Consider the following 15,508-nt stretch of genomic DNA (forward strand, 5'->3'; position numbering starts at 1 on the left):
TCGAGAGGTGGCCCGACGACGTGGCGCCGGCCGTGACGCCTACACGTTCGACCTCGAGCCCGACGGCGACGAGGGGGCCGACGTTGCCGCCGTCGTGCGGAGCACGCGGACGGCGCGGATCGCGGACACGCCGGCGGAGACGACTCCAGGTCGGCACCGGCGGCGCGGCGAGCGCCCGACGGACACCCTGCTGATCGATCTCGATCCTGCCGAGGGCCCGGCCGACGACGCCGCCGACGACGCCGCGGCCCCCGCGGAGGGCTACCTCGGCGGCATGTCGGGACCGGCAGGGGGTGTCGACGGGCTGCGGCGTGCCGCAGACCGGCTGCGCCGGGCGCTGCGGGGGCGTCGGCTGGTCGCCGCGGTGGTGCTGGTGGCGGCCGCGCTCACGTTCGTCGTCGTGGACACGGTGGGCGACCGTAGTCGCCTCGCCGCGCTGCGGGACGCGCCCGGTGGCGTGGTTGACCTGACCGACGAGCCGCGCGAGGTGTGGCGGGTCGGGGCGGAGGGCCGCGCGCACGGCGGGCTGGTGGGCGTCGTCGACGGCCTGGTCGTGGCCCAGCACCAGGACGCGCTGCTCGGGCTGGACGTCGAGACGGGGGAGCAGCGCTGGCAGGTGGAGCTGCCCGACGGGTCCAGCTCGTGCGGGCCGGGGCCGGGCACGCAGACCCGGTCGGGCAGCGTCTCGGTCGAGCCCGTGGAGGAGCTCGTGTGCGTTTCGGCGACGGCGGGCGCCGACGGTGCCGATGGTGCCGATGGTGCCGATGAGGGCGCCGGGGACGACTCGCACGAGCGCAGCACGGTGACCGTGGTGGCCGCGGACGGCACGGTCGCGGCGACCCGTGAGGTCGCGGCCTCGCACGCGATGCTCTTCCCGGGCTCGGGCGGTGGGCTGGTCACGGTCGCGTGGGTGGGCGCCGCCCGCCCGGTGGACCCGAGGGTGGCGGACGACGTGATTGCGGGCACCGCCGATGCGGGGGCGATCCCCGACGGGTACGACCTGCGGGTCCGGCTCGAGGACGCGGCCACGGGTGACGCCCGCTGGGAGCACACGGTGCAGTTCGACGGCGCGGTGGACCCCGCACTCTGCGTGCGCTGGTCGGAGGACGGCACGACGTCCGGGGTGGACCTGCGCGGCGGCGTGCAGGCGATGGTCACCGACAAGCTGGTGTGGCTGGGAGGCTGCGGCATCGACGCCTGGTTCACGCCGGGCGGCGAGCGTCTGGACCGGCCGGGGGACCCGGGGACGTTCGAGGGGTTCTCGGTGGAGCCGCTGACCGGCGGCGGCTACGTGGCCCGCGTCGACGCGGACGCGGCCGCCCCGCAGGACGCCACCGACCGCCTGCTGCGCGGCGACGGCAGCGAGGTGCGGGAGGTGCGGGGCCGCTACCTGGTGCCGTTGAGCACGGACGGCGGCGGGGACGGGGTGCACCTCGAGCGTCGTCGGGGCACCACCGTGGCGACGGACGACGACGGCGACGAGCTGTGGAAGGACGACGTGCGCAGCACGAGCCTGCTGGTGCGTACCGCGCAGGTCGCGGTCGTGGTGGACGAGGGGCGCCGCGTGCACGGACTGGATCTCGGCACGGGTGAGGTGCTGTGGATGCGCGAGGACCTCGTGGAGGGCCTCGACGCATGGGGGGCCTACGGGCCGCGCTTCGTGGAGGCGGCCTTCACCGACGGGCGGCTGGCCGCTTTCGTCGTGCCGGACTACACCCGTAGCGACGTCGTGCACTGGGTCGCGCTCGACGCCGCTACGGGTGTGCAGTTGTGGCGGGTGGAGCTGGGCGGCGACGGCTGGGGCGTTCAGCTCGCCGTCGACGGCCGGCTCGTGCGGTGGTCACCGGCCGAGATCGTCGGACTCGGCTGACGGCTCCTCGGTGCCGGGGTCGGCGTCGTTGTCGACGCCGCTCTCGGTACCGGCGTCCTGCGGGCCGGCGAGGATCAGGTAGACCTCGCGCCGCGCCCGGTCGAGCACGGCCGCGGCCGCCTCGGCCTGCGCGCGGTCACCGGCGCGGGCCACCTGTGCGACGGCGCCGCCCAGACCGCGCATCGCGACGTGCAGCTCGTGGCCCTGACGGCGCGGGTCGTCGGCCACCTTCTGCCACGGGTTGCCGAGCTCCTCGCGGTGCTCCTCCACGTACGCGCGGCCCTCGTGGGTGAGCGACGCGAGACGGCGCCCGCCGTCCTCCGTCACTGTGACGAGGCCCTCGTCCCGGAGCTGGGAGATCGCCGGGTACACGGCGCCGGGGCTGGGCCGCCAGCGTCCGTCCGTGCGCTCGGAGAGCTCGGTGATGACCTGGTAGCCGTGCATCGGCCGCTCGACGAGCAGCAGCAGCAGGGCGGCGCGGATCTCGCCGCGCCCGGCGCGGCGTCCGCCGTGGTGACCGCGCGGGCCACGGGGTCCGCCGGGGCCGCCGAAGCCGGGGCCGAAGCCGGGGCTGAAGCCCTCGGCGCCGGGGAACTCCCCGCGCCGTCGGCGGTCGCCGCGCGGGTCGGAATGCCGGTCGGAGGACCGGGGGTCGAAGGATCGGGGGTCGAAAGAGGTGTCTCGTGGGGTTCGCATGAGAGATGTCCTTGCTGTCTTGGATGGATGACGACACGTCTAAGATCTGTCTTGGATGGGTGACGACACGTCTAAGATAGAACGCGATATATCGTTACGCAACGAGTGCCGATGTGATGTGGGTCACGTCCGTACCGCCTTGGTGACGGCCCCAGGAGAACGCGAGGAGGTACGCCTACGTTGGTCGCCATGGAGGTGCTACTCGTCGCGGTCACCGCTGCGATTGTCGTCATCGGTGTCACTGCGCTGGCGCCCCGGGCCGGGGTGGCCGCACCCCTGGTGCTGGTGCTGATCGGTGTCGCCGTGAGCTTCGTGCCCGCGATCCCGGGCATCGAGATCGACCCCGAGGTGGTCCTCGCGGGGGTGCTGCCCCCGCTGCTCTACGCGGCGGCGGCGTCGTTCCCGTCCATGGACTTCCGCCGCGACTTCACCGCGATCGGCGGGATGTCGGTGCTGCTGGTGGTCATCTCCGCGGTGCTGCTCGGGTTCGTCTTCTCCCGCGTGATCCCGGACATCGACCTGGCGGCGGGGATCGCGCTGGGCGCGATCGTCAGCCCCACGGACGCCGTGGCCACGTCGATCATCAAGAAGCTGGGTGCCCCGCAGCGCGTCGTCGTCATGCTCGAGGGCGAGGGGCTCCTCAACGACGCGACATCCTTGGTGCTGCTGCGTTCCGCGATCGCGGCGACGGCGGCCAGCGTGAGTCTGTGGGGCGTGGTCGGGAACTTCTTCAAGGCCGTGCTGCTCGCCGTCCTCATCGGGGTGATCGTCGGACGTCTCGGGCTCTGGGCCCGCGAGCACCTGAGGCACGCGACGCTGTCGACGGCGGTGTCCTTCGTCGTGCCGTTCGCCGCCTACCTGCCGGCGGAGGAGCTCGACGCGTCCGGGATCGTGGCCGCTGTGGCCGCCGGGCTCGTCACCAGCACGCTCTCCGCACGCCACCTGAGTCCGCAGGACCGGGTGGCCGAGCGGATGAACTGGCGCACCATCGAGACACTGCTGGAGGGAGGGCTCTTCCTCGCCATGGGCCTCGAGGTGTTCGCGCTCGTCGAGGACGTGCACGAGGCGCACGGGTCCGTCTGGATGGCGGTCGGCGTCGCGGGCCTCGCGGCGGCGGGTGTCGTCGGGCTGCGCGCGCTGTTCGTGCTTCCGCTGCTGCGCTACCTCTCGGCCCGGCGACGGCGGGCGGAGCAGGTCCGCGAGACGCTGGACCGGATGCAGGAGCGGGTCGCCGCGAAGCTCGACCAGTTCAGCGATCCCCAAGGCATCATCACCCCGGAGGCGGCGAAGGACCTCTCCGGCGTGTTGACCCAGAGCGACCAGAGGGTGTGGGAGGCCGGCAACCCGCGCCGGCAGGTGCGGGCGATGCAGCGTCGCGTGCAGGCGGAGGCCGACAGGCGGCGGGCGGCCTCCGGCGAGCTGTCCGACGACCAGCAGGAGCGGTTGCGGCAGCGCCGGATGGACCGCATCAGCGAGTTCCGGCGCCGGTTCACGCGACGCATCGCGGACGTGGACTATCTCCTCGCCGCGCCGCTCGGGCCCAGGGAGGGCGTGGTCATCGTGTGGGCAGGCATGCGCGGCGTCGTGACGCTCGCGGCGGCCCAGACGCTACCCCAGGACTTTCCGCAGCGCTCGCTGCTCATCCTCGTCGCGTTCGGCGTCGCCGCCGGCACCCTGCTGGTGCAGGGCGGCACGCTGCCGTGGGTGGTGCGCCGGCTCGGCCTGGCGGGGGTCACGTCGTCCCGGTTCGTCGAGGGGACGCAGGGCTTGCGCGAGGTCGTCGACGGTACGGCGCGCGACATGCTCGACAGCCCGGACCTGCACCGCAAGGACGGCACCCCGTACGCGCCGTACGTGGTGGAGCGCGTGCGCAACGTCGTCATGCGCGAACAGATCGACCAGGAGGAGGAGGACGCGACGCCCGAGGAGGTGTCGGCCCAGTTCTTCGAGCTGCGGCTCGCGACGATCGCCGCACAGCGCAAGGCCCTGCTCGAGGCCCGAGCCGTGGGGACCTACGACTCGGACCTGCTGAGCAGGGCCCTGGAGCAGCTCGACGCCGACCAGATCGCCGTCGAGATGCGGGGGCACCTCGACTCCGCTGATTGAGCCTGTCGAAACCCGGGTGGCTGGTTTCGACGAGCTCAACCGGCGAACGCGGTCAGGACGAGCTGATCTCGCTGCGCGCGACGCGCCACAGGCCGCCGACGAGCGGGGCGACCACCCAGATGAGCGAGGCGGTCGTGAGCTGCGCCCAGCCCTCGCCGTCGAGCGCGCCGCCGACGAGCAGCGGCTCGCTCGACGTGCCCAGGTCGACCCACGGCAGCACGTCGGCCATGCCGGGCACCAGCCCGCCGAGGAGGCCGAACAGCGTGGGCACCAGCATCAGGGTGACGATGGCGGCCGGGGTGCTGCGCAGCACCAGGCCGAAGCCCACGCCCTGCGCCATGAACAGCACCACGGTGATCGCGAGGTAGGCGACCCCGCGCACCGTGAAGTCCCACGCGGGGTCGGCGTCACGGAAGGCGACGACCAGCAGGTGGGTGAGGGCGGCGAGGCCGATCGTCAGCGCGAGCAGCACGAGGCCCGAGCCGATCGCGGCGACCACCTTGGCCAGCCCGACGCGCGTGCGTCGCGGCTCGAAGGTGAACGTCACCAGCGCGGTGCGCTGCGACCACTCGGAGGTGGCGGCGAGCACGCCGACGATGGGCAGCAGCATCGCCATCGGGGTCGTGGTGCCGGCGACGAAGGCGCTGAACGAGTGGTTGCCGCCGTTCACGGCCATCATGACGGCGAGCACGCCGGCGGTGACGATGGCGATGACTGCCAGCATCCAGCGGCCCGCGCGCGTGTCGAGCTGCTTGCGCCACTCGACCAGCGTGAGGGTGGCGAACGTCAGTGGCCGGACGTCGGAGGTGGTGCGGGGGCGGCGGGTCCTGGTCTCGACAGGCTCGACCGACGATGTGGCGGTCATGCGGACACCTCCTCTCGGACGGCCTCGCGGGCGTCTTCGGCGGTGAGCTCGAGGAAGAGGTCCTCGAGCCCGCGGGAGTCGGCGGCGCGCAGCTCGACGAGCACCACGCCCGCCGCGGCGGCGGCGCGGCCGACGTCGATCGGCTCGGCGGCGACCGACAGGCCGCCCGTCGCGGGAACGTCGACCTCGACCCCGCCGCGGCGCAGCGCCGTGGCAAGGGCGACGTCGTCGGTGGAGCGGGCGAACGTGCCGGCCTGCCGCAGCAGGTCGTCCTTGTGCCCCTGGGCCACGACCCGGCCGCGGCCGATGACGACGAGCCGGTCGGCGACCGCCTCCATCTCGCGCAGCAGGTGCGACGAGAGCAGCACGGTGCCGCCGCGGGAGGCGAAGTCGTCCAGGAGGTCGCGCATCCAGCGGATGCCGGCGGGGTCGAGGCCGTTGGCCGGCTCGTCGAGGACCAGTATTTCGGGGTCGCCGAGCAACGCGGAGGCGATCCCCAGCCGCTGGCGCATGCCGAGGGAGTACTGACCCACGCGGCGGGCGGCCTCGCGGTCGGTGAGGCCCACGAGGTCGAGGGTCGTGTCGATGCGGCGCCGGTCGACGCCCGTCATGAGCGCGGCCAGGGTGAGCACCTCGCGGCCGGTGCGGCCGGAGTGCTGGGCGGCGGCGTCGAGCAGCACGCCCACGCGTCGGCCGGGGTTGGTGAGCGCGGTGAACGGCTTACCGAGCACGCGGGCGGCGCCCGACGTCGCGGGGGTCAGGCCGCAGATCATGCGCATGGTGGTGGACTTGCCCGCGCCGTTGGGGCCGAGGAAGCCCGTCACGTGCCCGGGCTCGGCCGTGAACGACACGTCGTCCACGGCCGCCACCGATCCATATCTCTTGGTCAGGTGCTCCACGGTGATCATGGCTCCATCCTGCCCGGCCCCGGGGGCGCGCCGCGTCCGGCGAGAGGATGGTCCATGTCCTCCTTCCGGTGGATGCGGAGGAGCCGCCCGGCGGATGCCCGCCGACCCGCGGCTGCCTAGTCTCGGGGCATGTCCGCTCCCGACGTCGCTCGCGCCCCCTCCCGGACGCGGCCCGCCCGGGTGTGGGGCGAGGTGTGGCGCGTGCTTCTGGCGGCGTTCGCGGGGTTCGTCGGCTTCGTCGCGGTCGCGTGGGAGTACGACAGCGGGCGGCGGGAGTTCCCGTCGGACCTGTGGGGTGTGGACGTCCTCGTGGGGGTGCTTGGGCTGCCGCTGCTCCTGCTGCGCCGGCGGGCGCCGCTGACCATCGCGCTCCTGCTCGCCGCTGCGAACGCCGTGTCGGTCTCGGTCACCGGGGCCTCGGCGATCGCCGTCATCTCCCTGGCGACGACGCGCCGATGGTGGGCGCTCGTCGGTGTGGGCGTCGTCTTCTGCCTGTCGGGGACCCTCTACTCGCGCGTCCATCCGCCGACCGACGGCAGCGGCCCCTTGTTCGAGGTGATCGCCAGCTCGCTCTCGTACGCGCTCATGGTGTGGATCGGCGCGTACATCGGGCTGCGCCGCGAGCACCTGGCGTCGCTGCGGGAGCGCGCCGAGACGGCGGAGCGCGAGCAGGCGAGCCGGGTGGCGCAGGCGCGGGCCACCGAGCGGGCGCGGATCGCCCGGGAGATGCACGACGTGCTGGCGCACCGCATGTCGCTGGTCGCGATGCACGCGGGCGCCCTGGCCTACCGGACGGACCTGCCGCGGGAGCAGGTCGCGGAGACGGCCACCGTGGTGCAGAGCAACGCGCACACCGCCCTGGTCGAGCTGCGCGAGGTGCTCGGCGTCCTGCGCGAGACCGGGGTCGATCCCGCGGAGGTCTCGACGGGCTCGACCGGGGCCGGGCGGGCGCCCGAGCCGCCGCAGCCCTCCTTGGCCGACCTCGATGAGCTGCTGGCCGAGGCGCGCGCCAGCGGCGTCGAGGTGCGGCTCGACCGGCGCGTCGAGCGGCTGGACGGGCTGGGAGATGCCGCGAGCCGCCACGCGTACCGCATCGTGCAGGAGGGCCTGACGAACGCGCGCAAGCACGCCCCGTGGGCGCCGGTGGCGGTCACCGTCGCGGGAGCCCCGGGTGAGGGGCTGACGGTGACCGTGCGTAACCCGGTGAGCACCGTGGGGCCGGCGAAGGACGCGCCGGCCGCGCCGCCGTCGGGGCTCGGTCTGGTGGGCCTGACCGAGCGCGCCGAGCTGGTCGGGGGCCGCCTGTCGTTCGGGAGGACGGGCGACGGCGCGGACGGGCGCGGCGCCGCGTTCGTGCTGGAGGCGTGGCTACCGTGGGCGCCGTGAGCGAGAAGACGCGGGTGGTGCTGGTCGACGACGACGCCCTGGTGCGGTCGGGGCTGAGCCTGATCCTGGGCGGCGACCCGGAACTGGAGGTCGTGGCGTCCGCGGCCGACGGGCTGGAGGCGCTGGACGTGGTGGCGCGCGAGCGGCCCGACGTCGTCCTCATGGACATCCGGATGCCGCGCCTCGACGGGATCGAGGCCACCCGCCGCCTGGTCGCCGCGTCCGCCGTCCGCGTCATCGTGCTCACCACGTTCGACACCGACGACATGATCGTCGAGGCGCTCCGGGCCGGGGCCGCGGGCTTCCTGCTCAAGGACACCCCGCCCGTGCGCCTCGTCGCGGCCGTCCGTGCCGCGGCGGCCGGGGAGCCCACGCTGTCGCCCCGCGTCGCGGAGCAGCTCATCGCGGCGGTCACCGTGAGGTCCGCGCCCGACGGGCGTCGGGCCGCCGCCGCGCGGGTCGAGGCCCTGACGGACCGGGAGCGCGACGTCGCCCTCGCCATCGCGCGTGGCCTGTCCAACGCCGACATCGCCACCGAGCTCTACATGAGCGTGCCCACCGTGAAGACCCACGTCTCGCGCATCCTCACCAAGCTCGACGCCGCCAACCGCGTGCAGGCTGCGATCACGGTGCACGACGCCGGCCTCGCCGGCTGAGCCGGCGCCGCTCGCCGCCGCGCGGGCATGTGCATTTCTCGCCCTGTCGGCAGGGCGGGAGTGTCTCCTGCGGAGGGGTCACGGCTCCGCCGTCGCGGGAATCTCTTGCCGTGCAGGATTTCCGCCAGGCTGCCGGTCGGATCTCCTGCCGGGCGAACAGAGCGGAAAACGACAAGGGCTTCCGAGCGGTGCGGCGACGTGGGCGCGGCGCTGCCCGCGCCCATGCTCACCAGGTGGTGCGGCCGCGAGCGTTCGGGGCTTCCGTGAGCAGATCTACGACACGGCAGCCGTAGAGCATGGCGAGCCGGCCGATCTCGTCCAGAGTCCACGCGACCTGCCCCGTGTACCGGGCGGACACGGCGCTCCGTGACATCCCCAGGGCCATGGCGAGGTCCTGCTGGGCGAAGCCGCGCCGCGCGCTCTCCAGGCGTACGGCACCCGCAGCCACCTCGGCCAGGCCGTCGGTGGCAAGCCGGGGTGCCCGTCGACGGCGGGGACGACGCGCGCCGGGGCCGCCCTCGGCGTCGTCGAGGTCCGCGTCCAGATCGGGGTCGGCGCCGGGGACGAGGTGGGGGTTCAGCGGGCCGGTGGAACGCCGCACGCCGAGGATGGCGGCGTAGTCGGGCCGCGCAGGGGCGTCGTCAGCCGTGTCATCAGGGGTGTCATCGGGCACCGCGCCAGCCTGCCCTGGTGGGCGGGCGGCACACGGTCGTCATCCACAGGCTCTCCGCCGGTCGAGCCTGTCGAGCCTGTCGAGACCGGGTCAGGCGGCGAGGCGCTCCCGCAGCCAGGCGATGTCCGGGCCCATGTCGCCGTGCGTCTCGCAGACGACGGGTGCGCCGGCGGCGGCGATCACGCCGACCAGCAGCTCGGGCGGGATGTTCCCGTCGCCGAAGTGCGCGTGCCGGTCGGCACCCGACCCGGCGGTGTCGCGGGAGTCGTTGGCGTGCACGAGGTCGATGCGGCCGGTGATCGCGAGGATGTCGTCGGCCGCGGTCGCCAGGTCGATGCCGCCGGCCCAGGCGTGGCAGGTGTCGAGGGTGAAGCCGACGTTCTCGGCGCCGTTCGCCTGCATCACTGCCCCCCAGAGCTGCTCGATGCGGTCGAGCCGCCGGGCCAATGAGAAGTCGCCACCGGCCGTGTTCTCGATGAGCACCGGCACGTCGGTCTCCAGCGAGTCGATCGCCTTGCGCCAGTTGTCGAAGCCCACGGCGGGGTCGTCCTTGCCCGTGACGTGGCCGCCGTGCACCACCACGCCCTTGGCCCCGATCGCCTCGGCCCCGGTCATGATCTGCTGCAGCAGCTTGCGGCTCGGGATGCGGATGCGGTTGTTGGTGGACGCCACGTTGATCACGTACGGGGCGTGCACGAACACGTCGAGTCCCGCCGCCGTCGTCTCCTCGCGGAACGCCTCCGCGCCGCCCGGATGGAAGGTGTCGTCGAACGGCGCGACCTTCCACGCCTGCGGGTCGGAGAGGAACACCTGCACCACCTCCGCGCCGATCTCCTTCGCCTGCGCGACGGCGTCGGTCCGGTCGACGTGGGCCCCGATCTTCACGCTCATGTGCCCACCCTACGGACCGCCGGCGACAGCGTCGTAGGCTGTGGCCCCATGAGCACCACGCCGCCGCTCGCGTACGTCATCGCCGGGTCCGAGGCCACCGGAGGGGCCGGCATCCAGGCCGACCTCAAGACCTTCCAGGAGCTCGGCGCCTACGGCGTCGGCACGCTGACCTGCATCGTCTCGTTCGACCCCAAGCACAGCTGGGGCCACCGGTTCGTCCCCGTCGACCCACAGGTCATCGCCGACCAGTTCGAGGCCGCGACCTCGTCCCACGCGCTCGACGTGGTCAAGGTCGGCATGCTCGGCACCCCCGCGACGATCGACGTCGTGGCGCGCTCGCTCGAGACGCAGCCGTGGCGGCACGTCGTCCTCGATCCCGTGCTGATCTGCAAGGGCCAGGAGCCGGGCGCCGCGCTCGACACGGACACCGCGCTGCGCGAGCGCATGCTGCCGCTCGCGACGGTGATCACCCCGAATCTCTTCGAGGCGAAGACGCTCGCGGGTATGGACGACATCACGTCGGTGGAGGAGCTCACCGAGGCCGCCCGCCGCATCCACGCCCGGCTGGGCGACGGTCACGGCCTGCGCTACGTCGTCGCCAAGGGCGGCGTGGAGCTGCCCGGCCCGGATGCGGTCGACGTGCTGTTCGATGGCGAGAGCGTCACCGTCTACGCCGCGCCCAAGGTGGGCGAGGAGCGCGTGTCGGGCGCCGGGTGCACGTTCGCCGCCGCGATCACGGCCGAGCTCGCCAAGGGCACCGACATTCACGACGCCGTCCGGATCGCGAAGGACATGGTGACGCAGGGGATCGTGGCACGCGTCGCCGCCCGCACCCCGTTCGACACCGTATGGCAAGGGGCGTACACCGCCTCCTGACGGCGGTCCGAGGGAAGGAGCCGGCTTGTGACCGTCGACGAGGACGTGGCACCGGGCGAGCACCGCACGCACGACGTGACCAACCAGCCGCCGGAGCGGGTAGGCGTCAACGAGTACCTCGACTTCCCGGTGCTGCGCGCCGCCGTGCACGCCTTCGGCGGCGGCTGGGGCGAGGAACGGCTGGCGGAGGTCGGCGAGATGGTCGGGGGCGCCGCGTTCCAGCGGGCCGCGGAGCTCGCCAACACGCACGAGCCGGTGCTGCGCACCCACGACCGACGCGGCCGCCGCGTCGACGAGGTCGAGTACCACCCGGCGTACCACGAGGTGATCGCGGCCGCCGTCGGCCGCGGCGCGCACACGAGCGCCTGGGCCGACCCGCGGCCGGGCGCGAACGTCGTGCGCGGCGCGATGTTCTCCCTGTTCGCGCAGGTGGAGCCCGGCCACGCCTGCCCCGTCTCGATGACGCACGCCGCCGTCCCCAGCCTGCGGCACGCGCCCGTGCTGGCCGGGCGGTGGGAGCCACGGCTGCTGGCCACGGGCTACGACGGCGCGCTCGCGGCGCCCGGCACCAAGCCCGGCGCGCTCGTCGGCATGGCGATGACGGAGAAGCAGGGCGGCAGCGACGTGCGGGCCAACACCACCCGCGCCGTGCCGGCGGGCGGCGCCGACGGCGACCACCTGCTCACCGGGCACAAGTGGTTCTGCTCGGCCCCGATGTCGGACGCGTTCCTGGTGCTCGCGCAGGCGGACGCGGGCCTCTCGTGCTTCCTCGTGCCGCGGGTGCTCGAGGACGGCACGCGCAACACGTTCCGTATCCAGCGGCTCAAGGACAAGCTGGGCAACCGCTCCAACGCGTCGGGCGAGATCGAGCTGGACCGCACCGTCGGGCACCTGGTGGGTGAACCGGGGCGCGGGGTGCGCACCATCATCGAGATGGTGCAGCGCACGCGCCTCGACTGCGTGCACGGGAGCGCCGCGGGGATGCGCCAGGGCGTGGCCGAGGCGCTGTGGCAGGCGCGGCACCGGGCGGCGTTCGGCGCGCGCCTCGTGGACCAGCCGGCGATGACGACGGTGCTCGCCGACCTCGCGCTGGAGTCCGAGGCCGCGACGCTCACGTCGATGCGGCTCGCGGCCGCGCACGACGCCGAGGACGACGGCGGTGAGCGGGTGTTCCGCCGGCTGGCCACCGCCGTCGCGAAGTACTGGGTGTGCAAGCGCGGGCCGCAGCACGCCTACGAGGCGATGGAGTGCCTCGGCGGCAACGGGTACACCGAGGCGTTTCCCCTCGCCCGGCGCTACCGGGAGCAGCCGGTGATGGCGATCTGGGAGGGCTCGGGCAACGTCATCGCCCTCGACGTGCTGCGCACGATGACGCGCGAGCCCGCGTCCCTCGCCGCCGTGGACGCCGAGATCGCGCTCGCGGCCGGCGCCCACCCGGACCTCGACAGGCACGTCGTCCGCACGCGCGGCCTCCTGACCCTGCTCGGCACGGCCGACGAGCACGAGCGGCAGGCGTCCGCCCGCCGCGTCGTCGAGGCGCTGGCCGTGGGGCTGCAGGCGTCGCTCATGGTGCGGCACGCGCCGACGGCTTCAGCCGAAGCGTTCGTCGCGGCTCGGCTCGGCGACGGCCGCGGGCACGGCTACGGGGTGCTCCCGCGCGGCACCGACGCCGCGGCGATCCTGGCCCGGCACGCCGCCGACGCCTGAGCCCCGGCCCGACAGGGCGTCAGGGCAATGCGCGGCCCCGTCGCAGGGTCACCTGCCGGACGCGACGACCGCCCGGCGCCGCGACGGCATACCCTCTAGTCCCGTGAGCGAGAACCTGGGATCCACCGGCTCGATCGAACGCGTGGTCGCGCGCCACGAGATGCCCGACCTCCTGCGCGAGGACATCCGCCTGCTCGGCAGCCTGCTCGGCACGGTCCTGCGCGAGGCCGGCGGGCAGGACCTGCTGGACGACGTCGAGCGGCTCCGCGAGCTAACCATCCGCGCCTACGGGGCCGACGACGGGGGTGCGGCGCTGGCCGAGGCCGCCGAGGTCGTCGCGGGCTTCCCGCTGGAGCGCGCGGAGCAGGTGGCGCGGGCCTTCACGTGCTACTTCCACCTGGCGAACCTTGCCGAGGAGTACCACCGCGTCCGCGTGCTGCGGCAGCGAGAGGCCTCCACGACGCCGGGCGCCGTCGACGACTCGCTGCCGCAGGCGTTCACCCTGCTGGCCGAGGAGGTCGGGCGGGACGAGGCCCTGCGCCGCCTCGGCGAGCTCGAGTTCCGGCCCGTGCTGACCGCGCACCCCACGGAGGCGCGTCGCCGCGCCGTGTCCGGCGCGGTGCGACGCATCTCCGCGCTGCTCGCCGACCGGGACGTCATGCGCCCCGGCGGCACCACCCTCGCGGAGAACGAGCGCCGCCTCCTCGCCGAGATCGACACCATGTGGCGCACGTCGCCGATCCGCGCCCGCAAGCCGTCGGTCATCGACGAGGTCAAGACAGCGATGGGCGTCTTCGACGCCACCCTCTTCGGCACCTTCCCCGAGGTGTACCGCCGCCTCGACGACTGGCTCCTGGACGGTGAGGCCGGGAGCGTGCCGCCCGTCGCGCGGCCGTTCGTCTTCCTCGGCTCCTGGATCGGGGGCGACCGCGACGGCAACCCGAACGTCACCGCGGAGGTGACCCGGCAGGCCGCGACCCTCGCCGCCGAGCACGCGCTCAGCGCCCTGGAGACCGCGGCGCGCGAGACGGGCCGCAAGCTCACGCTCGACGAGGCGGGCACTCCGGCGTCGTCCGACCTCAAGGCCCTGTGGCAGCGGATGCGCCAGCTCTCGGACGAGCTGGTCACCCAGGCGTCCGCGGACTCGCCCAACGAGCCGCACCGTGCCGCGGTGCTCGCGATCGCGGGGCGCGTGGCCGCGACCCGCCGCCGCGATGCCGACCTCGCCTACCGGGAGCCGGAGGAGCTTGTCGCCGACCTGGAGGTCGTGCAGGCCTCGCTCGTCGCCGCCGGCGCACCCCGCGCGGCGTTCGGCGACCTGCAGAAGCTCGTGTGGCAGGTGCAGACCTTCGGCTTCCACCTCGCCGAGCTCGAGGTGCGCCAGCACTCGCAGGTGCACGCCGCCGCCCTCGCCGAGATCGACGAGAAGGGGATCCACGGCGAGCTGTCCGACGGGACCCGCGAGGTGCTCGACACCTACCGCGCCCTCGGGGCGGTGCAGAAGCGGTTCGGCATCCGCGCCGCGCGCCGCTACATCGTGTCGTTCACGCAGGCGCCCGAGCACATGGCCGCCGTCTACCGGCTGGCCGAGCTCGCCTTCGAGGGGACCGACGACCTGCCCGTCATCGACGCCGTCCCGCTGTTCGAGACCTTCGACGACCTGGAGAACTCGGTCGACATCCTCGAGGCGATGCTGGAGTTCCCGCAGGTTCAGCGCCGCCTCGCGGAGAACGGTCGCCGCGTCGAGGTCATGCTCGGCTACTCCGACTCGTCGAAGGACGTCGGCCCGGTCGCCGCGACCCTCGTGCTGCACTCGGCCCAGTCACGCATCGCGGAGTGGGCGCAGCGCCACGACATCACCCTCACCCAGTTCCACGGCCGCGGCGGGTCGCTCGGCCGTGGCGGCGGCCCGGCCAACCGCGCCGTCCTCGCGCAGCCGCCGCACTCGGTGGACGGGCGCTTCAAGCTCACCGAGCAGGGCGAGGTCATCCTCGCCCGCTACGGCGACCCGACGATCGCCGCCCGGCACATCGAGCAGGTCGCCGCGGCGACGCTGCTCGCCTCCGCGCCGTCGGTGGAGGAGCGCAACGCCGAGGCCACGCAGCGGTTCGCGCCGCTCGCCGCCGCGCTGGACGTGTCGTCCCGCGCCCGGTTCCACGGCCTGGTGCAGTCCGAGGGCTTCCCGCAGTGGTTCGCCCAGGTGACGCCGCTGGAGGAGGTCGGCCTGCTGCCGATCGGCTCCCGCCCGGCCAAGCGCGGCCTGTCCGTCAACTCGCTCGACGACCTGCGCGCCATCCCCTGGGTGTTCTCCTGGTCGCAGGCGCGGATCAACCTCGCCGGCTGGTTCGGGCTCGGCACGGCCCTGAGCTCGCGGGCCGAGGAGCCCGGGGGGCTCGACGAGCTGCGGGCCGCCTACCGCGACTGGCCGCTGTTCACGACGCTGCTCGACACCGTCGAGATGGGCGTCGCGAAGACGCAGGAGGACATCGCCGCCCAGTACCTGGCGCTCGGCGACCGCGACGACCTCGCGCGGCTCGTGCTCGAGGAGCTGCAGCTCACCCGGACCTGGGTGCTTCGCGTCACGGGCAACGAGTGGCCGCTGCAGAACCGTCGCGTCCTCGGCCGCGCGGTGCAGCTGCGCTCGCCGTACGTCGACGCCCTGTCGCTGCTGCAGGTGCGGGCGCTGCGCGCGCTGCGCAGCAAGGGCGCCAGCGAGGGGCTCACCGTGGACGACGGCGAGTGGGTGGACGGCGGGTACAAGGACCGCTGGCAGCACCTGCTGCTGCTCACCGTGAACGGAGTCAGCGCCGGCCTGCAGAACACGGGCTGATCGGCCGGGGCGGGCAAAAGCGCTGGTCCCGGCGCCGGGGGCGC

Annotated in this window: 12 protein-coding genes; 7 read left to right on the forward strand and 5 right to left on the reverse strand. The window is 74.0% G+C overall.

The window, feature by feature from the left end; genetic code table 11:
* Nucleotides 1-7: 7 nt before the first annotated feature.
* Nucleotides 8-1,870 (forward strand): hypothetical protein, encoded by a 1,863-nt coding sequence (locus AC1C2W_RS16550; RefSeq protein ID WP_495413738.1) that lies wholly within the window; start codon nt 8-10, stop codon nt 1,868-1,870.
* On the opposite strand, the gene AC1C2W_RS16555 is transcribed toward AC1C2W_RS16550, so the two are convergent.
* A complete protein-coding gene (locus AC1C2W_RS16555) occupies nt 1,841-2,566 on the reverse strand; it encodes a PadR family transcriptional regulator (protein WP_495390623.1) in 726 nt (241 codons plus the stop codon). The genes AC1C2W_RS16550 and AC1C2W_RS16555 overlap by 30 nt on opposite strands.
* 189 nt (nt 2,567-2,755) lie before the next feature.
* On the opposite strand from AC1C2W_RS16555, the gene AC1C2W_RS16560 reads away from it, so the two are divergent.
* A complete protein-coding gene (locus tag AC1C2W_RS16560) occupies nt 2,756-4,672 on the forward strand; it encodes a cation:proton antiporter (protein ID WP_495413739.1) in 1,917 nt (638 codons plus the stop codon).
* Between the two features lie 52 nt (nt 4,673-4,724).
* Here the strand turns inward: AC1C2W_RS16560 and AC1C2W_RS16565 are convergent, their stop codons facing one another.
* The gene (locus AC1C2W_RS16565) at nt 4,725-5,537 is read right to left on the reverse strand and encodes an ABC transporter permease (protein ID WP_495413740.1); all 813 of its coding nucleotides are present in this window, start codon (nt 5,535-5,537) and stop codon (nt 4,725-4,727) included.
* Nucleotides 5,534-6,445: an ABC transporter ATP-binding protein gene (locus tag AC1C2W_RS16570; protein WP_495413741.1), complete on the reverse strand. Its 912-nt coding sequence runs from the start codon at nt 6,443-6,445 to the stop codon at nt 5,534-5,536. The genes AC1C2W_RS16565 and AC1C2W_RS16570 overlap by 4 nt, the downstream gene beginning before the upstream one ends.
* Before the next feature lie 129 nt (nt 6,446-6,574).
* Between AC1C2W_RS16570 and AC1C2W_RS16575 the strand changes: the two genes are divergently transcribed.
* Nucleotides 6,575-7,831: a sensor histidine kinase gene (locus tag AC1C2W_RS16575; RefSeq protein WP_495413742.1), complete on the forward strand. Its 1,257-nt coding sequence runs from the start codon at nt 6,575-6,577 to the stop codon at nt 7,829-7,831.
* Nucleotides 7,828-8,487 (forward strand): response regulator, encoded by a 660-nt coding sequence (locus AC1C2W_RS16580; RefSeq protein WP_495413743.1) that lies wholly within the window; start codon nt 7,828-7,830, stop codon nt 8,485-8,487. The genes AC1C2W_RS16575 and AC1C2W_RS16580 overlap by 4 nt, the downstream gene beginning before the upstream one ends.
* A gap of 226 nt (nt 8,488-8,713) precedes the next feature.
* Here AC1C2W_RS16580 and AC1C2W_RS16585 read toward each other — a convergent pair whose 3' ends face one another.
* On the reverse strand, nt 8,714-9,160 hold the full coding sequence (locus AC1C2W_RS16585) for a helix-turn-helix domain-containing protein (protein ID WP_495390629.1): 447 nt from the start codon (nt 9,158-9,160) through the stop codon (nt 8,714-8,716).
* Nucleotides 9,161-9,250: 90 nt separating this feature from the next.
* The gene (locus AC1C2W_RS16590) at nt 9,251-10,051 is read right to left on the reverse strand and encodes a deoxyribonuclease IV (protein WP_495390630.1); all 801 of its coding nucleotides are present in this window, start codon (nt 10,049-10,051) and stop codon (nt 9,251-9,253) included.
* 48 nt (nt 10,052-10,099) lie between these two features.
* Between AC1C2W_RS16590 and AC1C2W_RS16595 the strand changes: the two genes are divergently transcribed.
* The 3 genes from AC1C2W_RS16595 to AC1C2W_RS16605 all read left to right on the forward strand — a co-directional run bounded on the left by AC1C2W_RS16595 (nt 10,100) and on the right by AC1C2W_RS16605 (nt 15,464).
* Nucleotides 10,100-10,927 carry a hydroxymethylpyrimidine/phosphomethylpyrimidine kinase gene (locus AC1C2W_RS16595; RefSeq protein ID WP_495413744.1) on the forward strand — a complete coding sequence of 276 codons (828 nt, stop codon included), beginning with the start codon at nt 10,100-10,102 and terminating at the stop codon, nt 10,925-10,927.
* 27 nt (nt 10,928-10,954) lie between these two features.
* Nucleotides 10,955-12,634, forward strand: coding sequence for an acyl-CoA dehydrogenase family protein (locus tag AC1C2W_RS16600; RefSeq protein ID WP_495390632.1), 1,680 nt, complete (start codon nt 10,955-10,957; stop codon nt 12,632-12,634).
* 160 nt (nt 12,635-12,794) lie between these two features.
* Nucleotides 12,795-15,464 carry a phosphoenolpyruvate carboxylase gene (locus AC1C2W_RS16605; RefSeq protein ID WP_495413761.1) on the forward strand — a complete coding sequence of 890 codons (2,670 nt, stop codon included), beginning with the start codon at nt 12,795-12,797 and terminating at the stop codon, nt 15,462-15,464.
* The last annotated feature ends 44 nt before the right edge of the window (nt 15,465-15,508 follow it).

The organism is Isoptericola sp. Y581 (assembly GCF_059445475.1).